Consider the following 24,254-nt stretch of genomic DNA (forward strand, 5'->3'; position numbering starts at 1 on the left):
ATATAACATGGGAGAAAAAATCAATCCATCGAAAATTTTCTCGTTAGGTTTGCAGCATGTACTTGCCATGTATGCTGGAGCTATTTTAGTACCTATCCTTGTAGGAGGAGCATTAGGTTTTTCTCCCCAGCAGCAAGCGTTCCTCATTTCCATTGACTTATTAACATGCGGGATCGCAACCCTATTCCAATCGGTGAAAAATAAGTATTTCGGAACTGGACTACCCATTATCATGGGAACCTCTTTTGTGGCAGTATCTCCAATGATAACAATCGGAAGTCATTATGGTATTTCCGCAGTATACGGGGCCATTATTGCTGCAGGTTTATTCATTATTTTGTTTTCAAAAGTGTATGGAAAATTAGTGAAACTATTTCCTCCCATTGTAACCGGTACAGTTGTCATCATCATTGGATTATCGCTCATTCCTACAGGAATCAGAAACATGGGAGGCGGCGCAAGCAGTTCTGATTTTGGCTCTGGAGAAAACTTAATCCTTTCTTTTGGTGTACTAGTCGTCATTTTATTCATGAATCGTTTCTTCACAGGCTTCCTACGCTCCATTTCTGTCTTATCCGGCATCATCCTTGGAACCTTAGCGGCTGTTATTATGGGGAAAATTGATTTTCAATCTGTAGAAAATGCATCATGGTTTCATCTCCCTGCCCCCTTTCATTTTGGAGCCCCGACGTTTGAAGTCGTTCCGATTTTAACAATGATCTTAGTAGGTACAGTTATCCTCGTTGAATCGACTGGCGCCTTTCTCGCCTTAGGAAAAATGAATCATAAAGAACTAGAAGAAAAAGACATGGCACGCGGGTACCGCGCGGAAGGAATGGCCTTCACTCTTGGAGGAATCTTTAATGCTTTCCCATATAGCACGTTTGCCCAAAACGTTGGACTTGTACAACTTTCTCGCGTGAAAAGTAATAAGGTCACAATTGCGGCAGGACTTATTTTAATCAGCCTTGGTCTTGTCCCAAAAATTGCTGAATTAGCCACACTTGTACCGACTGCTGTGTTTGGCGGAGCAACTGTTGTTATGTTTGGAATGGTCGTATCATCAGGTATTCGAATGCTTCATAGTGTTGATTTTTCAAATCATAGCAATCAGCTCATTATTGCCTGTTCTATTTCATTAGGACTTGGTGCTAGTGTTGTTCCAGAACTATTCGATATTCTACCCGAAACACTCCGTATCATCGTTGGCGACGGAATCATTACAGGAAGTCTTACTGCAGTTATGTTAAATCTGCTCTTAACAAAGAGAAAAACGAAACATGCCGAACCGTTACATGACTCAAGAATCGAACCTCATTTAAAAAGCTCATAGGAGAGGAGTATGACTTTGCTTACCATTGATCAACTAAATGATTTAGAACCTGTACAATTTATCGAACTTCTAGGAGGTATTTTTGAACATTCACCATGGATTCCCGAAAAAGCTTTGGAATCAAGGCCATTTTCCTCTTTCCAACACCTTTACAATGAAATGGTCCATGTGGTTGAATCAGCCTCTAAAAATCAAAAACTAGCACTTATTCAAGCGCATCCAAATTTAGGGGACCGTGTTCAAATGAGCGAAAATTCAGTTAATGAACAAAAGGGCGCTGGATTGAATAACCTCACCCCTGAAGAATATACCAAGTTTATTTCTATGAATCAACAATACATGGATACATTTGGCTTCCCTTTTATCTTAGCTGTCCGTGGAAAAAACAAGCATGACATTTACCAAGCAATGGAGGCAAGAGTTCATAACGAAAAAGAGATTGAATTTGAAACAGCTTTAAAGGAAATCTATAAAATTGCCTTGCTGCGATTAGAAGATAAATTGATGTGACTAACTTTTTTAGGAAAGTATGGAAAGGAATGAAGAATATGAGCTTAGAAGAGTTAAATGAACGAGTGAAAAAGGACCTTTCGTATTTGAATATTGGGGCTGAAGATTGGGTTCCACCACTGCAGCATCCAGATGGACATGTCTATGATGTCGTGATTGTTGGCGGAGGACAAAGCGGCTTAGGTGCTGGCTTCGCTCTATTACGTGAAAGGATTTCTAACATCCTTATTATTGATGAAAATCCTGAAGGCTATGAAGGCCCTTGGGAATCTTACGCCCGAATGGTCACGTTACGAACACCAAAACAAATAACATCAATCGACCTTGGTCTTCCATCCCTCACCTTCCGCTCCTGGTGGGAAGCACAAGTTGGGCCGGAAGGTTGGGAGAAAGTAGATAAGATTCCTCGCGGAGACTGGATGAATTACCTTCGCTGGTATAGGAGAGTCCTTCATTTACCTGTTATTAATGAAGTAAAATTAACATTAATTGAACCACAAAAAGAAGGAATTCACCGCTTGCATATCGAAGGACCAGGGGCTCCTTATGCTCAGCTATTAGCCCGCAAAGTCATTTTAGCAACAGGCATTCAAGGCGGCGGAGAATGGCATGTACCATCGATGATTTCTGAAAATTTACCGAAAAGTCTATATGCACACACGTCTGAATCCATCGATTTCAACCTATTAAACGGAAAGAAGATTGCTATTTTAGGCGGCGGCGCATCGGCTTTTGATAATGCAAATTTTGCCCTGTCAGAAGGCGCTGCTGAAGCACATGTTTTCGTCCGCCGGAAAGAAATGCCTCGAATCAATCCGATCCGTCAAATGGAAAGTTCAGGTATGATCGAACGTTATCACTCCTTATCGGACGCCAACAAATATGCCGTAATGGCTCATTTCTTTAAACACAATCAACCGCCAACAAATGACACGTTCAGCCGCGCCGCCTCTTGGCCTGGTTTTAGGCTCCATTTAGGTGCCCCGTGGCTTGATGTGGCAGCTACAGTTGATGGAGCTAGAGTCACGACTCCACAAGGGACATTCACCTTTGATTTTCTCATCATTAGTACAGGTCTTCTGACTGATCCCGCTTTACGGCCAGAGTTAAAACTTGTGGAAAAACATATCCTACGCTGGGGAGATAGGCATCAAGCTCCATTAAAACTTGCTAGTCCTGTACTTGATGCTCACCCATACCTTAGTCCAGGCTATTCTTTCATAAGCCGTGATGAAGCTGGTAAAAAACTTCTACATGGACTATATGCGTTTAACTATTCCGCATTAATCAGCTGCGGGATCACCGCCTCCGCTCTTTCGGGAATGAGATTTGGATTACCCCGACTGGCAAATGCTGTAGCGGATGAACTTTTCCAAGATCATAACGAACAAATTTTGAAAAGCTATTTTGAGTACAACGTAACGGAATTTGTTGGTGAATGGCCAGAAAAAGACCACAAGGATCAGGACAGTACTGTTTCAACGATAGAAAAATAAAAATAATAATCTACCTTGTTATAACAGCAAGGTAGATTTAATATTTATAACTGCAATAAGAGAGGGGTAAAAATATGACCGGATTAACCACACATATATTAGATCTAACCCATGGTACACCTGCTAGCAACGTAACAATTGAACTATTCATACAAGAGGAAACTACAGAGTGGAAACGATTAAAGACAGTTGTCACCAATAATGATGGTCGATTAGATCATCCCCTTCTCACGGAAGAAGAGATGAAAATAGGAAACTATGAACTTATTTTCCACGTCGGAGAATATTTTCGTAAAAAAGACATCATCCTTCCAGATCCTCCGTTTTTAGAACTTGTACCTGTTCGTTTTGGGATTTCAAATGAAAACGCACATTACCATGTTCCATTACTTGTATCGCCTTGGGGATATCAGGTGTATCGCGGCAGTTAACAAATATGTAATAAGTTCCCCACCTCAGTACTCTGGGGTGGATTTTCTTTATTTATTAGACTATAGAAAAAGCCAGGTACCTATCTGGCACCTAGCTTCGATTCATGAAGTTTATTCGCTTGGTAAAAATTCTGTAGTAAATATTTCCTTTGCAGCAAATTTTTCTTTTACTAATCCTAAATCATATAATTGTTGGATTAACGTACTCCAACGTTCTTCTGTCATATATCCAACACCATGCTCTGCAGCATCCATTCCATATACAAAATCAGCTTGTGATTCTGCTTCAAACTTTAATGATTCTAATTCAATATCCGGATTATCTTGTTGAATGACTTTATTGATATCTTCATATGAATCTTTATACATGTTCCAGCCTTCTACAAACGCCTTCGTAAACGCTTCGACCGTTTCTTTATTTTCCGCTAAATAATCTTTCGTTACATATAACACAACATTGTATGGATCATACCCTGCATCAGAGATTAACTTCGTTTCGACGTCTATATTTTCTAGTTTCATAAAATAGGGCTCCGAAGTGACAAACGCTTGAGAAACGGAATCCTCATCATCAATAAAGTTCACATGCTGCCCAGAATAGGCCAACTCTTCGACACCACTTAAATCATATTGTGTTTTTAAGTATTCCCAATAAACAATACCTGGTTGAATATAGACTTTTCTTCCATTTAATTCTTCAAAATCTTCAATTCCTTTTCCTTTATGAAACATAAAGGCTTGTGGACTTCCTTGCATTGCGGTCGCGACGGCTACTAATTCAATCCCTTCATTTCGTGCCATCACAATTTGATCAGCATGTGCTAGTCCAAACTCGGCGTTACCTGAAGCAACCATATTAATAGAAGAAACTTGCGGTCCACCTGGTTCAATCGTCACATTCAAGCCATTTTCTTCAAATAATCCATTTTCCTTTGCAGCATATACACCGCCGTGCTGCGCTTTAGCAAACCAGTTAAGAACTAGTTTTACATCTTTAAGCTCTTGTTTTCCTTTTTCAGCGCTGCTCTCTTCTGTTGTGGAGCTGCTTGATTCTTGCCCGCTGCAAGCAGCAAGAATCAAGAGTAATACCATTCCTATTGTAAAAAATTTCATTTTTCTGAATACATTCATAGGACTGTCCCCTTTTCTATTTTTATTTTTTATAACAATGATAAGAATCTACTTACTTTTCAACCTTCATGGCTGACTCATGCCAGGATGAAAGCATGAATCGTGAGAACCAGCTGACAGTAAGATAAAACACGATTCCAAAAACAGCTCCCGAAATGCCACAAGCAAATAAATAGGGTGTTTTTAATTGTACAGCTGCTACTGTAATCGCATATCCTAAACCACCTTTCCCTCCACCAATTCCAGCAATATATTCACCTGTGATCGCACCAACAATCGCCAATGTACAGGATATTTTTAAACCTGACATGACATAAGGCATAGCTGCTGGAATGCGGAGCTTCCACATCATTTGCCATTTTGAAGCATTATATAAGGTAAATAAATCTCCCATATTTTTATCAACTGAATTTAACCCCATGAGCGTGTTGGATACAACTGGGAAAAACCCAATTAAGAACGCAATCATGACAATGGAATTAAAGCCTGAACCAAACCAAATCACAACAATCGGAGCAATGGCAACAACAGGAATCGTTTGTAAAATGACTGCATACGGATAAAGACTGATTTCTAATATTCTCGAACTTGCTAACAGGATCGAAATGCCGATTCCAATTACAGCACTTAGTATAAATCCAATGACTGATTCTGTAATCGTAATTTGAATGGCAGGCCATAATAAATTCCAATCTTGGATCGCCGCGTTTAGAACATCGGTTGGTTTTGGCAAAATAAAAGGTTTTATATCAAGTATCATCGGAACAAACTGCCATAATCCCATGAAAACCACGAAAGCGATCATTGGACCAATCAAGGTGCCTCTTCGTATTCCTCTATCTTTTCCTTTCGCTTGTTGTACAGACTCCGTTATGATTTGATTATTTTTTGTGGCTGCTGTTTGTACAGTCATTATCCCCACTCCTTTCTGCCCATACTGTGTTCAAGACTGTTAGAAGCAAGATCTACATACTCTGTAAATTTACTATTTACACGTTCACGCAGATAAGGCAGGTCTACATCAATGACGGTTGACAATCTTCCTGGACGTGCTGACATGACGGCAATTTTAGATGATAGATAAACAGCTTCGTAAACATTATGAGTAACGAATAAAATGGTGGTTTTCTCTTTCTTCCATATATCAAGTAAATCCTTTTGTAATGTTTGTCTAGTCATTTCATCTAACGCAGCAAAAGGTTCATCCATTAACAGCATTTTCGGTTTTGCGGCTAAAGCACGTGCAATCGACACCCTCATTTTCATTCCGCCTGAAAGCTGTCTAGGATAGGCTTTCAAATAATCTTTTAAACCAACCATCTCTAAGACTCTTATCGCGGACTCTTTTCTTTTCGCTTTATCCAATCCCCTTAATTCAAGCGGAAGCAAGACATTATCAAGTACCGTTCTCCAAGGCAGTAAATTGGCCTCTTGGAAAACAAAGGCGATATCATTGGATTTTGTAATTACATCCTTTGGATTTTGTCCAAAAACTTCTACTTTCCCCCTTGTCGCTTCACCTAATCCCGCTACAATTCTTAATGCCGTTGATTTTCCGCAGCCTGATGGACCTAGGAAACTAACAAACTCTCCTTCCTGTATCGATAAATCAAATTGACATAACGCTACGATCCCAGTGTTATAGACTTTATCGACACTTTGAAATGAAACCACTTCGTTATGAATCGCTCCCATTGCCGTTCCTCCTTTTTTAAAAAGTCATGTATGATTATTTTAATGTTATAAAACCTAACATAAAATTAAGATATCATCATTATATATTTTTCAGAATCATTTGACATTAGCTAATACTCACAAACTTAATCCTAATTTTTAGTTAAAATAACTAATAACGATCTATTTTTTATACTAAAACGAATGAAATATTGTTTTATTCACTTTAAAACGCGTTAGTTTTTATTACATGATTTAATATATGGGGTCATAAAAAAGCTGCTAACTATTTACGGCTAACAGGTTTTCTTCTTGCTTTTTCCTCTTGCCTTTTTCGGTTTGTGCATCAGTTTTTTTATCTATTCAAGAATTCCGCCGGACCAGGCTGAGGTTTACGGGGAATCTGACATGAATATAAAAACTACGTTAAGTTTCCTGACAGAAAAACTGACAATTGCTTTCATGAGTTCTATACTAAATCTATCCAAAGGAAAGGAGGAGGAGATGGAATGATGAAACGAAGTTGGATTTTGCAGCTTTTACTCTTGATTGGCTTTCTTTTGATTGGCAACTTAGTTGTCACTTTTTTACCCATTCCCCTTCCAGGCAGTATTGTTGGCATGCTGCTGCTCTTTCTTTTCCTGTTGACAGGAATAATTAAACTCGAGTGGGTGGAGAAATTAGCTTCTTTTCAATTAAAACACCTGCAGCTATTATTTATCCCGCCCATTGTCAGTCTCTTAATTTCCTTTCACTTTCTTGAGATTTTAAGATGGAACATCTTCTTAATATTATTGATAAGCAGCCTTTCATGTTTGTTAGGAACTGCCTATACAGTGGAATGGTACGAAATGAGAAAAAAGAGGGAATGCAAATGAATGTATTTTTGATTTTACTATTCTGTATCCTGATCACACTTGGAAGTTATTGTATATGTACCGTTTTCTATCGGAAATACAAAAAAGGCTGGCTGAATCCATTATTTTCTTCCTCTTGTTTACTAGTGCTGATGCTGCTGCTTTTTCATATTCCTGAAGAAACGTATAGCCAAGCAAGCTCTATTTTTCGTTTTCTGTTACAGCTGGTCGTTGTTTCTTTAGCGGTTCCGCTTTATAAACAATGGGCTTTTATAAAAAGAAATTACAAAAAAATCCTTATTGGTGTAATGGCAGGAACATCAATGGGATTATGGACTGTTGTTTTGCTAGCACATTTCTTTCATTTAAAAGATCAGCTGCTCGCTTCATTGATTCCTCGATCCGTTACACTTCCGATTGCACTAACGATTTCAACTAATCTAGGGGGATTATATTCCACAACGATTCTTTTTGTTATCATTTCCGCTCTCATTTCTGTTTTTATTGGACCAACTTTGTTGCAGCAATTGGGGATTAAAAGTAAAGCAGCAAAAGGGCTGGCGATGGGCACTACGGCTCAAATGATAGGAGCAAATACTTCCTCTATTTGGGGAGAAGAAGGATGGATAATGGGAAATGTTGCGATGACCACATCCGCTTTACTTTTAACCTTTGCTGTGCCAATCATTAATTTAATTTTTTGAGATGAACGCAAAGATGCAAGCGATGTTAACCATTTACAGTTAACACTGCTTGCCTTTTGTCATCCTTTTTAGCAGCTGTACTTTTACGATAGAAAGATCGCCCGAAAAACCAAGCCTCCGACTAATGGGAACCACTGCATGGGTCATTCCTTGGACTCTTGGGTTATCTTTGAATTGATTAAAGGAGTTAATAGTGCCAGCATCAAAAGAACCGTTGGTAACGCAGTAGCTATCAGAGCAACGATTAATCCCATTATTCCACCTACTCGATAGCCAATATAACCCGCCATAGCTTAATGTCTTCTCTTATCAGAATCTGATCCCCTTTCTGACAGAATCTTAACTTAAAGACCTTCCTCTATAACATTTTCAACAATCCCAGACTACCCCCTTGATTCAATTAATTTAAGGGCACATTTTATTAAATTAAGATCTTGATTTTGGTTGGCAATGAAGGATAATCCGATTGGGATCCCATTTTTATTTTTAAAAGGGACTGTTATTTGCGGAAATCCCGATAAACCCGCCATACAGGTCAGTTGCATGGTTCTCGTACGATGTTGTTCTAACTTCTCTTCCTGCGTATTTCTTAATGGTGCTACATCAGGAGAAGTTGGAATAACAAGTAACCCGTTGTCTTTTAGGATAGTTGATAAGTGCTGTCTTATATTTGCCTGTCTTTCCATTAAAGAAGGAAGATCTTCTTGTTTTAAGGTGGAAGTCCATTTAAAACGTTCTGCTATACCCGGACCAAACTCAGGATTTTCTTTTTCGATCCACGTACCATGCTCTTTCCATATTTCGATACCTTGTATCGAACGAAAAAGGTCGGCCCAGTTCGAAAGGCCATCAGTTGAAACTTTTAAGGACTGTTTTACAGAACCCATTTCTTCAAACACTGCAGCAGCTTGTAATAAAATGTTTTTGGAATCTTCATCGATGAAATTCCATGATTCTTCTTCAAAAAATAAATAGGGAAATGAGTCATGAGTGGGAACTTGATGATCAATGAGTACTTCCCCTACTTTTAACAAGATGTTAAGATCTTTTGACATCCAGCCAACCGTATCGAAACTCTTTGCAAGTGGAATGACTCCATTGATATCAACTATTCCATGTGTAGGTCTAAATCCATAAATACCACAATAGGATGATGGAATTCGCACAGAGCCGCCCGTATCTGTTCCAATTGCAAAATCTACTATTCCAGCAGCAGCTGCAACCGAAGAACCACTTGAAGAACCCCCCGGAATGCGATCAGGAGCATTTGGGTTCAAGGGTGTTCCATAGTGGGAATTTTCCCCGTTTAAACTGTACATTAACTCGTCAGTATGTGTCGTTCCCGTTAGACGTGCCCCATTTTGTAGAAAAGACTCGATAACTGGTGCATTTCTTTTGCCTAGAGAATGCGTGCGGTACCAATCAGGATTCCCAGCCGTATTTTTATAGTTTTGAATTTCAAAAACATCTTTGACCGCAAAGGTTAATCCATCTAATGCGCCCGTACCTGTGGGTTCTAAAATGAGATCCTTTTTTATAAAAGCATTCCAGTTATCTTTCAATTCCAATCACCTACTGATCCATATTTATTTATTTAAAATCCGGTATAGCTTCTTTAACGATTATGGTAACTATTCTAAAACTGCATCACATGTTTTATGGATATGATCGATCGTTATTGAAAATAATAAATTCAATTCTTTTTTGCCGTATAGTCAATCATTTGATGATGTTCTTTTTGTGATAATGATAGGTAAAAGGACGAAGTTGAATATATATTCATATAGGGTTCCACTCTTCCCCATACTGTTTTCAAAATCTCTAACATTGGTTTAGAATGGGAATAAGAATAAATCTTTGTATGAAATTGTTTGTTTAACACATTCCATTCAATAGGCAAATGAATTTCTTAATCTATTTCTTTAACCATTTTCGTTAATACTTCAATTTCCTTCTCTCCGATATTTTGATAAGCCCATTCCATGGCCATTTTTTCTAATTAATACGGATTTTAAAAATTTCAATCAATTCTTTTGCTGAGAGTTGACTGAAATAGATACTTCTTCTTTCAAAATGGACAAAACCCTCCATTTGTAATTTGTTGAGTGCTTCTCTCACTGGCATTGTGCTAACGCCATATCTTTCAGCGATTTTTCGCATCGCATTCTTTTCACCCGGTGAAAAACCGCCATTCATAATGCTTTCACGCAACCGCGAATAAACCTCTTGAGCAAGGGTTGGGACCGCTACCATTTGATTTTGATCCATATCGGTGGATTCACCTCATTTTGTGATATGTGATCACACTTTATAATTACATCATACATATGTAAATTTTATCTTCAATATGTCTGTCAGAAAATCTGACGATATCTTTTAAGATGGCCGGGGATCATCTGTCCAGCTGCAACGATAAACTTAACTTCTTGGAGTTTATGAGATGTAATGGTCTTAGGCAAAAAAAAGAGACAGTCACCTTTCAGGGTAGTGACTGTCTTTTTTCCTTTACGTCCATCTAATGGAGCTAAACTCGCCATGTGGATGGTATTGTGCTTGATATTTTCGATATTCACGTTCTAAGATTGAAAGGGGTAATTCATAAAGCTGCTTACCTTCTATTTTAAACACATTCAATACAAATAGTTTATTGATTAGTTTTTCGCGTCTTTTTTCCACAGTATTTCTCATTTTAAACACTCCCTTAAAACTGTTTGTTTTCATTTCGTTATGTCGTTACAATTATCAATTTGTGATTTTTTCAAAATTAATTCCGATAAATTTTATATGATTAGTTTATTAACTTTATTATAACTTATAATTCCTATGAGTCAAGTATGAATTTATAAAGACCCTATATTTCCGCTTTTTTCATGATTGAAATACCTTTTACTCATTCTGGTTATAATTCATGGGCCACTTAGTTAGAATAGAAAATGACTTTATAGTAAAGGATGACAAGGATGAATCATGAATATGTTATTGGTCTCGATATTGGGACTACAAGTGTAAAAGCTGTTCTTTTTACAACAGACGGAAATGTGGTTTTGGAAACGGAACAGCTGAACTCCACTTTATACCCTAATCCTGGCTGGATTGAACAGGACCCGGCAGAAGTGGAACATGCATGTAGGACCGTTTTAAAGGACATGATTGCTCAATCAACGGATAAAAAGGGACAAATTCTTGGCATTGGGATATCATGTGCCCAGCATTCACTTATCTGTGTGGGACAAAATGGAGAACACCTTTCCAATATGCTTATTTGGTCGGACGGAAGGAGCAGTGATCAAGCCGAAAAACTGATGCATACACCAGATGGGAAGAAGATTTTCATGGAAACTGGGACACCGATTCACCCTATGTCTCCCTTTCTTAAACTGCTTTGGATGAAAGAAAATAATTACGAACCTTATCATAAGGCTACCTATTTTATGACCATGAAGGAATATTTGCTCTTCAAATGGTATGGAGTGCGAATGGTTGATCATGGAATGGCCGCTTCAACGGGTTTATTAAATTTAATAACGTTGGATTGGTCTGATCAGGCTCTCGAAATGACAGGTGTTCAGAAAGAACAATTATCCCAGGTCGTACCCCCTACTGAGATTTTAAGAAAAATGAATCCGCAGCTTGCTCAAGAGATTGGCATCCCTGAAGATTTTCCTTTGGTCATTGGTTCCGGTGATGCAGCTTTGGCGAACCTAGGCAGCGGGGCTATTTTGCCGGGTGAATTGAATATTTCCTTAGGTACAAGTGGAGCTCTCCGCCAGTTTACAAAGGGAGCCCCAATCAACGAAAGTGCTGAAACCTATACCTATGCGTTCAATAACGACTTTTCCATTATTGGCGGTCCAACTAATAATGGCGGAAATACCCTGCAATGGGCATTGGAACTATTTAATTTTAAAGGAAGTTTCAATGAATTTCTGGAAGGTGCCGGAAACATTCATGCTGGTGCAGACGGCATCATCTTTCATCCTTATTTAAGCGGGGAACGCGCACCATTATGGAATCGGCGTTCACGGGGCAACTTATTTGGTCTCACCATTGAACATACTCAGGATCATATCGTTCGGGCCATTTTAGAGGGAATCACCTTTAATTTATATCAAATCGGTATATCCTTAGAAAAAGTAGCAGGAAAACCTGAAAAAATCACCGTTAATGGCGGTTTGACCCGCTCCGATGTTTGGTTACAAATTTTAGCAGATGTATTTGGCCAGGACATTTATGTTTCGGAAACCCATCAAAATGCAGCATGGGGCGCAGCCTGGACGGCACTCGTTGCCATCGAAAAAGCTCCAAGCTTCAGTGCGATAAAAGAAAGTCTGCCAAAGGAAAGGGTTGTGAAATCAAACAGCCAGAATCATCAACTATACCAAGAGATCTATAAGCAGTACATAAAACTCGGTGAGAATATACAAGAGCATTTTCATTAATTAGAAGGACCAAAAGGACAGTTCCTCGTCCGGCGATATTCAGCCGTACAGACGAGGAACTGTCCCTTTGTATCTGCATTTTCTCTAAGAGGCGATGGATTTCCCTGTTAAATAGTCATGGCACCGAATCCGCCATCGACACGAATCATTGCCCCTGTTACAAAGCTTGAAGCTTTATCCGAGGCAAGCCAGACTGTTGCCCCTTGAAGCTCTTCTGCTTCTCCAAAACGCTGCATCGGTGTATGTTTCATAATCGATTCAATCCGGTCATCGTCCAGGATTTTTCGATTTTGTTCCGCTGGAAAAAATCCCGGAATAATCGCATTCACACGAATTCCATGTGGAGCAAATTCACGAGCTAAAAACTGTGTAACGCTATTCAGTCCTGCTTTCGATACGGAATACGTGAACACTTTTGAAAGGGGGGTTGTTGATGAAACAGATGAAATATTGATAATACTTCCTTTTCTGTTCTGCTCAATCATTCGCTTGATAAAAATTTGGCAGGTGATAATAATCCCTTTTAAATTAATATCCATAATCCGATCATATTCATCCATGCCAAGCTCGAGAAATGGTGTCGTGCTATTTGTTCCCGGAGCATTTAACAGGATATCCCAGCCTCCGGACCATTGTTCAATTTCATTTGCAGCTTGTATAAGTGAATCCATTGAACTGACATCTGCGACAAAAGCCTTCGCATCCCCGCCGTTCTCCACGATTTCTTTCACAACATTTTCTGCGGTTTCAAGGTTGCGTCCAACAATCGCCACTTTAGCCCCATGATCCGCCAATCCTTTTGCCATCGCAGAACCTAAAACACCATTTCCGCCAATGGCCACCGCTGTTTTTCCAGTAAGATCAAATAAATTCGACATTTGTATGCTCTCCCTGTTCTCTAGATTAGATTTCCTTTATCATCGAATGATAATGGTTTGAAATCAGGTCGATTCCTGCTCCAGTGAAGTTCTTCTTTTCTTTATTTAGTATTTCTCATAATCTTTGTTTCATGTAGTTTCCATACCCGCCCTGAGGCTTTTTACGAAAATATTGAAACAGTGTAACGAATGAATTATCAAGGAAAACAGAGAAATAATGAGAAAAACCAATATGATACCCGTTTTCAACCAGTTTGTTTTCGTTTTCATCGTGATTGTTTCCGTTTTCAATCGTTTTGTAAAAAAGCCGTCTATTCCCTATAATGAAATTATCAAATCTGGAGGGAAATAAAACATGAAAAACCTTTTACTTACAATTCTTGAAAAAATTGAAGAGTATGGAGAATATATTCCGTTTGATTGTTCAGAACCGGTAAAACCAATTCACAAAGATTAAAATGTGAATTGGTTTTATTGACATATAGAAGTACGATAGCTACCTACATTTACTCCTAAATCACTTTTATCGCTCCAAGAAATACTTTTCCGCATTGTAATAGCCAATATTTCTAACCATTTGCTCAAGGATTTCAAAATCATCCGGCACTAATCCTCTTTCCACCCATTCGCCTAAAATGTTGCAAAGAATGCGGCGGAAGTAATCATGGCGGGCATATGACAAGAAACTGCGGGAGTCCGTCAGCATTCCAATAAAGTGACTTAATAGACCAACGTTTGCATAATCCTTCATTTGTCTTTCCATTCCATCAATGTGGTCAAGGAACCACCATCCGGAACCGAATTGAATTTTACCTGGAATCCCTTCCTCATAGAAATTGGCCATCATTCCTGCAAGAACCTGGTTATCTTTTTGATTTAAGTTAAACAGTACCGTACGAGGAAGTGCGTCCTGTTGATCAAGCGCATCAAGGAAATGGGAGATACCTTCGGCAAAATTACTTTCGCCTATTGAATCAAAGCCTGTATCAGGTCCAATCTTTTCTTTCATTTTAGTATTGTTGTTACGCAACGCACCCATATGAAGCTGCATGACCCATTGTTTTTCAGCGTACATTTTTCCGAGTTCAGTCAGCAGGAATGCCCTGTACAGAATTAATTCATTTTCTGTTAGCTCACTGCCATTCATGCGTTTTGTAAAGATTGGCTCAACGTCTTCTTTTGTCGTTTGGACATACTCCATTTTTTGGATATCATGATCAGAAGCACGTCCGCCATGCTCATGGAAGTATTCCACTCGCTGCCTTAATGCTTTTAAAAACGAGTCTAACGTATCTACCTTTATCCCAGACACTTCCGATAATTTACCAACCCACTCTGTAAAGGTTGGACGCTCAATGAAAAGCGCTCCATCTGGCCGGAAGGTTGGCGCAATAATAGCCTTAAATGTTTCGTCATTCTTCAATAATTGGTGATATTCCAATGTTGACACCGGATCATCCGTTGTGCCGATAAACTTTACATTTGATCTCTCGATGAATGCCCTAGGTCTGAAATCAGGCTTTTGCAGCTTTTCATTACATTCATCAAAAATTTCACGTGCTGTTTCCGGACTCAGCGTTTTTTTTATTCCAAAGTACATTTTTAATTCCATGTGTGCCCAGTGGTATAGCGGGTTTCCAATTAAATGAGGAACAGTTTCAGCCCAAGCGGCAAATTTTTCCCAGTCTGATGCATCTCCAGTAATCAATTGCTCACTAATGCCATGCATGCGCATGCCCCGCCACTTGTAATGGTCGCCGCCTAACCACACCTCTGTAATGCTGCTATAAGGATTATTTTCCCAAACTTCTTGTGGATTCAAATGACAATGAAAGTCAAAAATCGGTAATCCATGGATCGCATTTTCATATAATCTCACTGCTGCTTTAGAATTTAACAAAAAGTGTTTATCTAAAAATGCCTTCATCCTATTCCCTCCCAATCTATCTGTAAGCCCTTTCAATTATTGTTAAATAATATGTATTAATTTGTTTAGTGAACAAATTAATTGTATACTTAACTTAACATGTTTAGTATGCTTCGTCAATTAACGGATTATGAATGAACATTTATAAATCTTTGTTATAATAACATCAAGGGAGTTGGCTTTGAAATGGAGGATATAAATGATAACCGGTGATGCGGCATACATAAAAAAAATCAATCGTTCTTTCATTATTAAAGAGATTATTAAAGAAGGCATGATTTCAAGAGCGGATTTATCCAAGGTTACTGCCTTGACACGAGCAACGATTTCCGCACAGGTTGCGGACCTCTTAGAGGAAGGGTTGATCGTAGAAACCATGCTTGAGCACAATACTGTCGGCAGGAAACCCATCATGCTTTCTTTAAACGGCCAGGCAGGCTACGCTCTTGGGATTGATCTGGATTACGGAAAAATTTCATTTTCATTATCCGATCTTTTGGGACAGCTTGTTCATTCTACAATCATCGAAATAAACACAACCGAATATACCGAGATTCTTCAAATTTTATTGGAGCAAATGAAAAAATACCAAGCAGAGTATACGGACAGCCGCTACGGCATTGTCGGGGCAGCCATATCGATACATGGACTTGTAGCCAAAGATGAGGTCATTCACTTTATACCACGGCTTGGCTGGAACGAAATTGATTTAAAAAATGATTTAAAAAAAGAAATCAGTATAGACGTATACATAGAAAACAATGCAAACTTAAGCTCCTTTGCTGAAAGGGTATATTGCCACCATGAAACAGAAAACCTGTTATGTGCGACCCTTTATTCAGGCATCGGACTTGGGATGATGATGAAGAATGATTTTTTTCGCGGGCATGATGGATTTGCCGGTGAAGCCGGACATATGATTATCGTCCCCGAAGGAAGACCGTGCAAGTGCGGAAATAAAGGGTGCTGGGAGAGATACGCTTCCGAATCAAGCATTTTTGAATATCTAGCAGAGAAAAAACAAATCAAAAACCTCAGCTATGAACACATTCAAAATTGGCTCGATGAAGGCGACGAGGAAGTAATGGAACTGATGGAGCAATCTATTTACTATCTCTCCATCGGATTAAATAATATGATCAATATGTACAACCCTGACGTACTGGTGCTCGATAGTGAATTATTGAGAATGTATCCCGATGCACTGGAGAAAATCAAAGGAAATTTACATTCTTTCATGAGTCATTATCGTGAATTATCGATCTCGTCCATTGGAAAAAAATCATGCATACTTGGTGCCTGTGCCATGGCGATTAAACATTTCCTTGATGTTCCCATGCTGAATTTACCTTATGAAACGGGAAAACTGAATGTTAATTAACGGGTTCTCAGGTGTAAAACAGTAAATAGGGTGCGAAATCTCAGTAATTTTCTCACCCTATTTTTTATTTGATGTTATATTATTGGCTCTCTGAATGTTGATTTCCCTGTATTTGAAAAATAAAGAGAGTTTTTCCGTTTATATTATCCAAATCTTTAGATTTTGTCTTATTTAGAGCAGTTAACCGGAATATCTCCGATTATATCTGCTTCTTAAGCCCCTACTATATACATTAGCCGGAAATTCTCCGCCTATGAATTCTCATATCTCTTTCCTCCTAATATCTTAAGTATTTTCAAGTTACATAAATAACTTATTTCCTTTTAAAAAAACGTTGATTTTAGGTTTTATATGGGCTTAGAGAAATATAAGATTACCATGCTTTTTGCACATCAAAATTTTTAGGGAGTTTTTTATTAAAAAAGAAGATAGTCCTCTGACTATCTTCCCCCTCTTCTCCTATTTAGTTTTTCTCTTTTCAGCTAAGTCGGCAGCAAGCTGAAGTGTGCGTTTCTTATTTAATGGATATAGGAAAACTAAAATTAAGAAAATCACTACTAAAACAACGGCAGGCACTAATGTACCAAGGGCATGAATCCCTTCTAGTGTACCTTGTGATTGATGTGGATTTCCTGCCTGATACCCAACTGCTGCTATGGCAAATCCGCCGACACCCCCGGCAATTGCTTGACCGACCTTACGAGCCATAGAATAGATCGAATAAACGGTTGCATCTTCACGTAAACCAGTTAGATATTCATGATAATCAATAACGTCTGTTACAAATGCCCAGATGACTAAATTAAACAATCCATAGCCAAACATGGCAATTGCTAAAATCCCGATAAATTGTGTAGAAGACAAGTTTGGTAAAAGGTATAAAACACCATATACAACTGCTGCTAGCAATATACCGCTTGCTGCGACTTCTTTTTTCCCGAATTTTGCTACCAGAGGTTTAACCAATGGCATACCGACAAATACTGCAACCGATTGAAGGAGCCCCACGATACTTAATGCTTTTGCGTTGCCAAAATAATCTTTAAATAAGTAAACGTTTACAACGCCGATTAACATAAAACAAACCATAAATATTAATGATGCAATGAGAATCCAAAGTAATGGCTTATTTTTCAAAAGACCTTTCAGGGTCTGTCCTAAATTTAATCTTTCTTTATCTGATTCAGGCATAACAATACGTTCAACAGACATTTTATAGCATGCCATATAACAAGCCAATGATAAAATACCGAATAAAATGGCTCCGAATAAGAAACGGTCAGAAACTGCTTTATTATTAACAAATAGAATCATTGGACCAACTACGTTAATGATTAATCCGGCTAAGTTTGCTCCTAGCGTACGGAAACTTGATAAAGATGTACGTTCAACAGGATCACTTGTTAGGACAGAAGCCATGGAACCATATGGAATATTCACAGTACTATATAAAGTTCCCCATAAAATATACGTTACAAATGCATATGCTTCATAAAATCCGGTGGACATCCCTGGAATATGCACGAACATTAACACGCCCATGATTACAAGCGGAAATGACATTCTAAAAATCCACGGTCTAAACTTACCATTTTTCCCTGTTTTTCTTGTGTCAATAAAGCGTCCCCATGCAACATCGGCTACGGCATCCCATAATCGTGCAACTAAGAAAAGCGTTCCGACAAATGCAGGGTTAAGCCCATAGACGTCTGTATAATAGACCATTAAGAATGAGGCTACTAGCATAAAAAAGAAATCGTTTCCAAAATCACCAAACATATAACCTAATTTATCATTAATTCCAAAAGGACGATATGCTGTTTCACTCGTATTTGGAGCAGAAATATCAGTTAACTTTCTTGCGGCTTGACCCATTTGTATCTCCCCCACTTTTTAAAATATTATTTGTTTTAACGTTAAATTGAATACCAATGAAACCCTTAAAGTAAGATTCAAGTTTTGTCAAAATTTCCTCCCAAGGTACGACATATGGAAATTTTTTTCAAATATACCCATCCATCTCGAGATTGGTTAATATTACTAATTAGTTTGTTTAATGAACTAACAAATTAACTGTAGACTAAGAATATCACCGTCCGATTCATCCGTCAATAACTTTTTTGAAAGCGCTTTATGTAAGATTTTGGGTCGAGGGAACGGTTTCATTTATATATCTCCCCTTTGGTCTTTCTGCGGGAAGATGCAGCCCCTGACCCATGAGTTAATTAATAGGTTAGTCCATGACCAAGTTTATAGATATTCCCATCGCTGTCCTTGTATGCATATTCAAGGCCTTCAGGCATGTATTTGTCCTTGTCATAGCCTGGTACATCGTTTCTTGATACACAATTGCCTTTTTCATCGACGGCAATTACAGCTTCACTTGCTGGCAGTGTCAACGGTAATACACCGACTGGCATGAAATTGTTCGCTATCACCTCAAAATGCGCCTTATAGTACGTATCATATCCAGCAATTACTGCATCTGCTAAAGGTTCCACATTTCCAAGTATCCATGGCAGGATGAAATTCACACATATAATGACTTTTCCTCCTCGAACATGGACTGTGTCGGCAACTTCCTTAAGATGATCCATACCAGTTAACGTAGTTTCTTGATAAGTGGACCCATCTATAGCCGTTAATGTTTTATTCTCACATATTTCAAGCTCTAAAAGTCCAGGTGTTGCGTTGAAATACGCTCCAGATTTTGGACTTAAAAATAAAATAGCAGCATCGGCTTCTTCATAGTTATCGGTTAAGGTAAATTGGCCAAACTCCTGACATTCCTCCCTTGCCTTTTCCGTGTAAGCAGCCGCTCGTTCTGGTTCCTTGTGGAAAACTTCAACATAAACCTTCTTATTTCCATGCTTTTCAGTTGTTAAAGGTAATGTTTGATGATGATTTTTAAGGACGGTTACCGACTTTTTATGAGCTTCATAGGCGGCCTCCCAGTTTGCTGGATTACTTACCACAGAAGCAGCATTTTCTGGTGAAACATAAGTGCGGTCATCGAATAATCCTAGCGCAAACATTTCTACTAGAAGTCGTATATTGGCTTCATCTATGCGTTTTTCGCTAATCCAGCTATTTTCGATGGCTTTTTTCAGGTTTACGATATCATTTATATCAGAAATAAGATCCGTCCCCGCATTAATCGCTTTTGCAAAGCGTTCCGCCTCGCTTAGGTTTTCAACACCCCAACTCATTTTTTCCGTTATGCCGCTGTCGCTATTGACATAGCCTTTGAATCCTAATTTTCCTCTTAGGATATAGTTTAAGAAATAATGATTAAATGTAAAACCGACCTCTTCGAAAGGAATGTCTTCCCCTTCAAATTCTTGAACCACACTTTTCTTGATACTAGGAATAGAATAATACGGCATAATCGATGAGGTTCCATGTTCAACCGCTGCCCGAAACGGCGGCAAGTGATAATTTTCTAAGCTTCCTGGGGTTGGGTATAAATTCCATTTTCCCTCTTCATAATGAGGATCAAACCCATTTTCTCGTGCTCCGCCTCCCGGAAAATGCTTTGTAGTCAGGGCAATGCTATCCTCTCCTAATTCCTCCCCTTGAAATCCGTCAATGAGGCGGCCAATCACATCTGAAATAAATTCCGGGTCCTCGCCAAACGTCCCGTAGATTCGCTGCCACCTAGGGTCTGTAACCGTATCAGCCATATACATATAACCTTTTCTGATTCCAACAGCATTCCACTCTTCACGTGCGACTTTAGAAAATTGGCTGATAAGTGTAGCATCACCACCATTTTTTATATCTCCTTTCGCTGCGGCGGCGAGTCCTAATGTTCCAGGCCATGTAGAAAAAATCCCCGCTGCATCATTCATCCCAAAGATGAATTCAGTATTTTCGTTTCTGGAATTCGATGCGATCAAACAAGGAATTCCAAGACGAGTTCCCTCACATACTTCATTCATTTTATTAACCCATTCTGCCATTTGAGCGGGGCTCCAATTATCTCGAAGAATGAAATGACGCAAATGCATATTTTCAATCGTATGGGTTGTTCCATAGATTTTGGAAATAGCAAAAATCGTTTCACCTTTTTCCATAATCCCTTCGTCGAGTACACCATCATGACTTGTCTTACTCTTATCTTTTTGAGAGAGCCCCATCTGACGTGTATTGATAAGCATCATGCCGATCTTTTCATCAATATCCATCAATGAGACTAGGTTCTCCGCCCGTTCTCTTGGACTTAAACGCCAATCCTCGTAAGGATCAAGTTTCCCATTATTATTTAAATCTTTAAATTGCAGCCCATTATCTTCAATGATATTCTTCACCCGGACTTCTAAATCAGGTTGTATATGCTTATGTTCCAATGAAATGCCTCCTAAGGTTTTTAATTAAAAGAAGGGATTGTTGTTCAAAAAACAAAGGTGCCAGGTCCCACCATTCGGTTTCACTTTGTATCAAAGTCAGAACTGGATATCGGTTCGTTGTAGGTACCTGACACCTTATGGAACGGATCCTTCTCAAGAAGGTTATTTTTCTATCATGCATTTACTTTTCTTTTTTCCTACTGAATCCGTTTCTTTTCATAGATCTAATGTTAGACAACGACTACCGTCGCTTCGAAAGGAGTATCTTCGCTGGATGTACCTAGGTAAAGTGTATATTCGCCAGGCTGCACGACGAAATCACGGTCGCAGTAGTCCCACACACCCATTGGATGATTTGTGGCGGACGGGTCAATCGTGATCGTAACATCCTGTGACTGCTCCGGCTCAAGAAACAGCTTCTGGAACCCGACCAGTCGCTTAGGCGGCTGCCCTGCTAAAGGAATACCTAGATAGACCTGGACAACCTCAGCCCCTGCTATCTTCCCAGTATTGGTCACGGTAACCTTCACCGTTATCGGAGCCTTGCCATCCGACTGGGCCGGCGTTACTGAGAATCCGGAAAGCCCAAAGGACGTGTAGGACATACCGAAGCCGAACGGAAATAGCGGCTTGATTCCCTGGGATTGGAACCAGCGGTATCCCATGTTGAGACCCTCAGAGTAACGGATGACCGGAAAACCATTGCCTTCGTCGGTGCCGGGATAGCGTTCAGGGTAGCCGGCGTACAAGAGCTCTTCCTCAGATGCCGCGTAGGTAGTAGGCACCTTGCCAGATGGATTGACAACGCCGAAAAGAATGTCGGCAACAACATGGCCATCTTCAGTCCCCTGGTTCCACGCTTCCAGAATCCCCGGGGCCTTGGTAATCCATGGCATCATCACAGGGCTGCTGTCCTTCATGACCAGAACCGTGTGCTGGTTAACTTCCAGGAGTTCGTCGAGCATACGGTTTTGATCGTTAAGCATATTTGGACTTGGCAAATCAGCACCCTCGGATGCGACCAAGCCAGCCATCAGGATGACTAAATCGGCTTCGGCTGCAGCCGACTTCGCCTCCTCAAGGTTTGACAGGTCTTTTTCGACTGTGACCTTGCTTACTGTTGCGTCCGAACCAAGACCGCGCAGGACTTCCTGCATGCCCTCAACTGGTGGAACCGTGTAGAGCGGAATGACCTTTGACGAACCGCCGCCGCCATTGCAGGCGTCGTCGACGAACTCAGACTGACCGATGATCACGATCGAGCCATAGGCTTTCGGGTCGAGCGGCAGGACTCCGCCTTCGTTCTTCAGGAGGACAGCTGTCTGCGAACCGATTTTCCGGGAGATGGCTCCATGCCCCTTCGCATCGATGACTCCAGGGTTGTAAGGGCGCTCGAACTGATCGAAACGGAACATCTGGGTGAAGCGGCGAACCAACGCCCGGTCTACGGTCTGAATCTCGAGGCTGGTGTCCTCGAGCGCATTCTTGACGTTTGTCTCATTGCACCACTTGGCATCTGGCATTTCATGGTCCATGCCTGCGGTCAGCGACGCAGCAGTGGATCGGCAGGACCAGAAATCGGACTGCACATAGCCTTTGAACCCCCACTCGTCACGGAGAATGTCATTCAGCAGGTAGCGGTTCTCGGTGGCGTAAACGCCTCGAACGCGATTGTAGGCACTCATGATCGCAGCAATCTCGGCATCTTTGACCAGCATTTCGAACGGCAGCAGGTACAGCTCGCGGAGCACATGCTCATCCACTTCGACACTTGTGCGGAAGCGCTCGTACTCCTGATCATTAACCACATAATGCTTGCCCATAGCAATCACATTATGCGCTTGGATGGCCTTAGTCACTTCGACACCCATCACCCCGGAAAGGTACGGATCTTCTGAGAAATACTCGAAATTACGACCGGCAATCGGGGTTCTGTGCAGACAAACACCCGGCCCTTCAAGCACGTGCTGACCAAGCGTTGCTGTCTCCGAACCAATGATGTCCCCATACTCACGGGCAAGCTCAGGATCAAATCCGGCAGCCAGACCAATGGTCATCGGCAATGCTGTAGCGGGCGGGCTTGGGTGTCCGTCACCCATCCCCACACCTACCGGCCCGTTTGTAATTCGAAAGCGCGGGATCCCTAGCTCTTCAATCCCCTTTACATGGCGCTGCACTTGGAGCTGGGCAAAGAGCTTGTCTTGCTCCTCCTGACTCATAGCATTCATTTCATCCGCAGTCGGCAAGGCGTAGATGTTGATTGTCTCCATCGCACCGTGAAGCTGGGCGATCTTCTGCTCCAAGGTCATGGCAGCTACGAGCATCTCGGCACGCTCTCGTGGAGGCAGCGACTGATCCATCCACGGAAACGAACCATTTTGATGAGAAACAGAGTCAGCAGTATGTTCATTCTTCATAGTAGAACTCTCCTCAAACATTGTTTTTTATTGAAATAAGTGGTAACTTTAGTATCTATTTAGCCTCTTTACAAAATCCTTCCATGCCATCATAATCTTAACCATTTCCAATTGAAATATGTATCTTTAGTGTCAAAGGGACAGGTTCATTGACCCGGTTATTTCGACTAATCTGAAATAAAAAGAATCGATTACAAAAATAAATTTTTCCAATTAATCAAAGGAAAAATATTAAACCATTCTACATTTGGGATAAACTAAAATTAGTTTTAAAAAGCGGGATAACTGTGGATTTTATGAACTTATATAAGGAGAAAAGTCATGTTTAAAGAAGAGTATGAACGGCTGTTAAAGAAATCGGTTCAGGCGGCGCCAGATTGGTTAAAGAAGGATGTCGAAAGCATTGTGAGTAAAGAACCTCATGCCGGCATGAGCTATGTCATTTCAGAATTGCATCATACCTATACATTTAGCATTAGACATATTTTATCGGCCAGCCATCTATCCAGTGAGTGGTCACAGGTTTCAAGAGAACGACTGAACTTTATTGATAATAACATTGATATTATTGTTGGCCTTTTCCATGAAATAAAGAATGGGTCAAGGGGATAGATATCTTGACCCAGCTACTACTATTTTTCTCATCGTAATATTTCAGGAGATTCATGGAATACGGTGGTTTTATGCATAAAAAAAGACAGTCCCCATCTCTTTTTCCTGGGAGTGA

21 protein-coding genes and 1 pseudogene are annotated in these 24,254 nt (G+C 40.1%); 9 read left to right on the forward strand and 13 right to left on the reverse strand.

The annotated features are described in order from the left end of the window. Window positions 1-7: 7 nt before the first annotated feature. The 4 genes from R4Z09_RS20340 (at window position 8) to uraH (ending at window position 3,770) form a co-directional block, all read left to right on the forward strand. The gene (locus tag R4Z09_RS20340; RefSeq protein ID WP_338448551.1) at window positions 8-1,333 is read left to right on the forward strand and encodes a nucleobase:cation symporter-2 family protein; all 1,326 of its coding nucleotides are present in this window, start codon (window positions 8-10) and stop codon (window positions 1,331-1,333) included. 9 nt (window positions 1,334-1,342) lie between these two features. Further along, window positions 1,343-1,843, forward strand: a complete 501-nt coding sequence (uraD, locus tag R4Z09_RS20345; RefSeq protein WP_338448552.1) for a 2-oxo-4-hydroxy-4-carboxy-5-ureidoimidazoline decarboxylase — start codon at window positions 1,343-1,345, stop codon at window positions 1,841-1,843. 38 nt (window positions 1,844-1,881) lie between these two features. After that, window positions 1,882-3,339 carry an NAD(P)-binding domain-containing protein gene (locus tag R4Z09_RS20350; protein WP_338448553.1) on the forward strand — a complete coding sequence of 486 codons (1,458 nt, stop codon included), beginning with the start codon at window positions 1,882-1,884 and terminating at the stop codon, window positions 3,337-3,339. 74 nt (window positions 3,340-3,413) lie between these two features. Continuing rightward, window positions 3,414-3,770, forward strand: coding sequence for a hydroxyisourate hydrolase (gene uraH, locus R4Z09_RS20355; RefSeq protein ID WP_338448554.1), 357 nt, complete (start codon window positions 3,414-3,416; stop codon window positions 3,768-3,770). 111 nt (window positions 3,771-3,881) lie between these two features. Here the strand turns inward: uraH and R4Z09_RS20360 are convergent, their stop codons facing one another. Genes R4Z09_RS20360 through R4Z09_RS20370 form a run of 3 tightly spaced genes read right to left on the reverse strand, consistent with a single transcriptional unit; the run spans window position 3,882 to window position 6,596 of the window. Then, complete coding sequence (locus R4Z09_RS20360; RefSeq protein ID WP_338448555.1) at window positions 3,882-4,901, reverse strand: ABC transporter substrate-binding protein; 1,020 nt, start codon at window positions 4,899-4,901, stop codon at window positions 3,882-3,884. Window positions 4,902-4,953: 52 nt separating this feature from the next. Further along, window positions 4,954-5,814: an ABC transporter permease gene (locus R4Z09_RS20365; RefSeq protein ID WP_338448556.1), complete on the reverse strand. Its 861-nt coding sequence runs from the start codon at window positions 5,812-5,814 to the stop codon at window positions 4,954-4,956. After that, the gene (locus R4Z09_RS20370) at window positions 5,814-6,596 is read right to left on the reverse strand and encodes an ABC transporter ATP-binding protein (protein ID WP_338448557.1); all 783 of its coding nucleotides are present in this window, start codon (window positions 6,594-6,596) and stop codon (window positions 5,814-5,816) included. The genes R4Z09_RS20365 and R4Z09_RS20370 overlap by 1 nt, the downstream gene beginning before the upstream one ends. A gap of 488 nt (window positions 6,597-7,084) precedes the next feature. Here R4Z09_RS20370 and R4Z09_RS20375 point away from each other — a divergent pair, with 488 nt between their 5' ends. Beyond that, on the forward strand, window positions 7,085-7,453 hold the full coding sequence (locus R4Z09_RS20375) for a CidA/LrgA family protein (protein WP_338448558.1): 369 nt from the start codon (window positions 7,085-7,087) through the stop codon (window positions 7,451-7,453). Beyond that, complete coding sequence (locus tag R4Z09_RS20380) at window positions 7,450-8,136, forward strand: LrgB family protein (protein ID WP_338448559.1); 687 nt, start codon at window positions 7,450-7,452, stop codon at window positions 8,134-8,136. Before R4Z09_RS20375 ends, R4Z09_RS20380 begins: the two co-directional genes overlap by 4 nt. A gap of 123 nt (window positions 8,137-8,259) precedes the next feature. Here R4Z09_RS20380 and R4Z09_RS20385 read toward each other — a convergent pair. The 5 genes and pseudogenes from R4Z09_RS20385 to R4Z09_RS20400 form a co-directional block, all read right to left on the reverse strand. Then, window positions 8,260-8,426, reverse strand: a pseudogene (locus R4Z09_RS20385) (chromate transporter); the annotation flags it as partial. 93 nt (window positions 8,427-8,519) lie between these two features. Next, a complete protein-coding gene (locus R4Z09_RS20390) occupies window positions 8,520-9,698 on the reverse strand; it encodes an amidase (RefSeq protein WP_338448561.1) in 1,179 nt (392 codons plus the stop codon). A 131-nt stretch (window positions 9,699-9,829) separates the two neighbouring features. Continuing rightward, window positions 9,830-10,018, reverse strand: a complete 189-nt coding sequence (locus tag R4Z09_RS31150; RefSeq protein WP_422392311.1) for an FCD domain-containing protein — start codon at window positions 10,016-10,018, stop codon at window positions 9,830-9,832. 113 nt (window positions 10,019-10,131) lie between these two features. Then, window positions 10,132-10,404, reverse strand: a complete 273-nt coding sequence (locus R4Z09_RS20395; protein ID WP_338448562.1) for a GntR family transcriptional regulator — start codon at window positions 10,402-10,404, stop codon at window positions 10,132-10,134. Window positions 10,405-10,641: 237 nt separating this feature from the next. Beyond that, window positions 10,642-10,824, reverse strand: coding sequence for a Fur-regulated basic protein FbpA (locus R4Z09_RS20400; protein ID WP_338448563.1), 183 nt, complete (start codon window positions 10,822-10,824; stop codon window positions 10,642-10,644). 272 nt (window positions 10,825-11,096) lie between these two features. On the opposite strand from R4Z09_RS20400, the gene R4Z09_RS20405 reads away from it, so the two are divergent. Further along, window positions 11,097-12,575: a gluconokinase gene (locus tag R4Z09_RS20405; protein WP_338448564.1), complete on the forward strand. Its 1,479-nt coding sequence runs from the start codon at window positions 11,097-11,099 to the stop codon at window positions 12,573-12,575. A gap of 107 nt (window positions 12,576-12,682) precedes the next feature. Here R4Z09_RS20405 and R4Z09_RS20410 read toward each other — a convergent pair whose 3' ends face one another. After that, entirely contained in the window at window positions 12,683-13,453 is a 771-nt protein-coding gene (locus R4Z09_RS20410) for an SDR family oxidoreductase (RefSeq protein WP_338448565.1), read from the reverse strand. A gap of 523 nt (window positions 13,454-13,976) precedes the next feature. After that, window positions 13,977-15,380 carry a glucuronate isomerase gene (gene uxaC / locus R4Z09_RS20415; protein ID WP_338448566.1) on the reverse strand — a complete coding sequence of 468 codons (1,404 nt, stop codon included), beginning with the start codon at window positions 15,378-15,380 and terminating at the stop codon, window positions 13,977-13,979. A gap of 199 nt (window positions 15,381-15,579) precedes the next feature. On the opposite strand from uxaC, the gene R4Z09_RS20420 reads away from it, so the two are divergent. Beyond that, window positions 15,580-16,761, forward strand: coding sequence for an ROK family transcriptional regulator (locus tag R4Z09_RS20420; protein ID WP_338448567.1), 1,182 nt, complete (start codon window positions 15,580-15,582; stop codon window positions 16,759-16,761). Window positions 16,762-17,220: 459 nt separating this feature from the next. Here the strand turns inward: R4Z09_RS20420 and R4Z09_RS20425 are convergent, their stop codons facing one another. The 3 genes from R4Z09_RS20425 to R4Z09_RS20435 form a co-directional block, all read right to left on the reverse strand. After that, window positions 17,221-18,636, reverse strand: coding sequence for a glycoside-pentoside-hexuronide (GPH):cation symporter (locus tag R4Z09_RS20425; RefSeq protein ID WP_338448568.1), 1,416 nt, complete (start codon window positions 18,634-18,636; stop codon window positions 17,221-17,223). Window positions 18,637-18,986: 350 nt separating this feature from the next. Then, window positions 18,987-21,110 (reverse strand): glycoside hydrolase family 3 protein, encoded by a 2,124-nt coding sequence (locus R4Z09_RS20430; RefSeq protein ID WP_338448569.1) that lies wholly within the window; start codon window positions 21,108-21,110, stop codon window positions 18,987-18,989. Between the two features lie 230 nt (window positions 21,111-21,340). Next, window positions 21,341-23,527, reverse strand: a complete 2,187-nt coding sequence (locus tag R4Z09_RS20435) for a beta-glucosidase family protein (protein ID WP_338448570.1) — start codon at window positions 23,525-23,527, stop codon at window positions 21,341-21,343. Window positions 23,528-23,848: 321 nt separating this feature from the next. On the opposite strand from R4Z09_RS20435, the gene R4Z09_RS20440 reads away from it, so the two are divergent. Next, window positions 23,849-24,139, forward strand: a complete 291-nt coding sequence (locus tag R4Z09_RS20440; RefSeq protein WP_338448571.1) for a hypothetical protein — start codon at window positions 23,849-23,851, stop codon at window positions 24,137-24,139. Window positions 24,140-24,254 lie beyond the last annotated feature (115 nt).

The sequence above is a fragment of the Niallia oryzisoli genome (assembly GCF_036670025.1).
Lineage (GTDB): Bacteria > Bacillota > Bacilli > Bacillales > Cytobacillaceae > Bacillus_BD > Bacillus_BD oryzisoli.

Coding starts and splice junctions, on each gene's coding strand:
- R4Z09_RS20340 (WP_338448551.1), top strand. CDS start 8: ATGGGAGAAAAAATCAATCCATCGAAAATTTTCTCGTTAGGTTTGCAG.
- uraD (WP_338448552.1), top strand. CDS start 1,343: ATGACTTTGCTTACCATTGATCAACTAAATGATTTAGAACCTGTACAA.
- R4Z09_RS20350 (WP_338448553.1), top strand. CDS start 1,882: ATGAGCTTAGAAGAGTTAAATGAACGAGTGAAAAAGGACCTTTCGTAT.
- uraH (WP_338448554.1), top strand. CDS start 3,414: ATGACCGGATTAACCACACATATATTAGATCTAACCCATGGTACACCT.
- R4Z09_RS20360 (WP_338448555.1), bottom strand. CDS start 4,901: ATGAATGTATTCAGAAAAATGAAATTTTTTACAATAGGAATGGTATTA.
- R4Z09_RS20365 (WP_338448556.1), bottom strand. CDS start 5,814: ATGACTGTACAAACAGCAGCCACAAAAAATAATCAAATCATAACGGAG.
- R4Z09_RS20370 (WP_338448557.1), bottom strand. CDS start 6,596: ATGGGAGCGATTCATAACGAAGTGGTTTCATTTCAAAGTGTCGATAAA.
- R4Z09_RS20375 (WP_338448558.1), top strand. CDS start 7,085: ATGATGAAACGAAGTTGGATTTTGCAGCTTTTACTCTTGATTGGCTTT.
- R4Z09_RS20380 (WP_338448559.1), top strand. CDS start 7,450: ATGAATGTATTTTTGATTTTACTATTCTGTATCCTGATCACACTTGGA.
- R4Z09_RS20395 (WP_338448562.1), bottom strand. CDS start 10,404: ATGGATCAAAATCAAATGGTAGCGGTCCCAACCCTTGCTCAAGAGGTT.
- R4Z09_RS20400 (WP_338448563.1), bottom strand. CDS start 10,824: ATGAGAAATACTGTGGAAAAAAGACGCGAAAAACTAATCAATAAACTA.
- R4Z09_RS20405 (WP_338448564.1), top strand. CDS start 11,097: ATGAATCATGAATATGTTATTGGTCTCGATATTGGGACTACAAGTGTA.
- R4Z09_RS20410 (WP_338448565.1), bottom strand. CDS start 13,453: ATGTCGAATTTATTTGATCTTACTGGAAAAACAGCGGTGGCCATTGGC.
- uxaC (WP_338448566.1), bottom strand. CDS start 15,380: ATGAAGGCATTTTTAGATAAACACTTTTTGTTAAATTCTAAAGCAGCA.
- R4Z09_RS20420 (WP_338448567.1), top strand. CDS start 15,580: ATGATAACCGGTGATGCGGCATACATAAAAAAAATCAATCGTTCTTTC.
- R4Z09_RS20425 (WP_338448568.1), bottom strand. CDS start 18,636: ATGGGTCAAGCCGCAAGAAAGTTAACTGATATTTCTGCTCCAAATACG.
- R4Z09_RS20435 (WP_338448570.1), bottom strand. CDS start 23,527: ATGAAGAATGAACATACTGCTGACTCTGTTTCTCATCAAAATGGTTCG.
- R4Z09_RS20440 (WP_338448571.1), top strand. CDS start 23,849: ATGTTTAAAGAAGAGTATGAACGGCTGTTAAAGAAATCGGTTCAGGCG.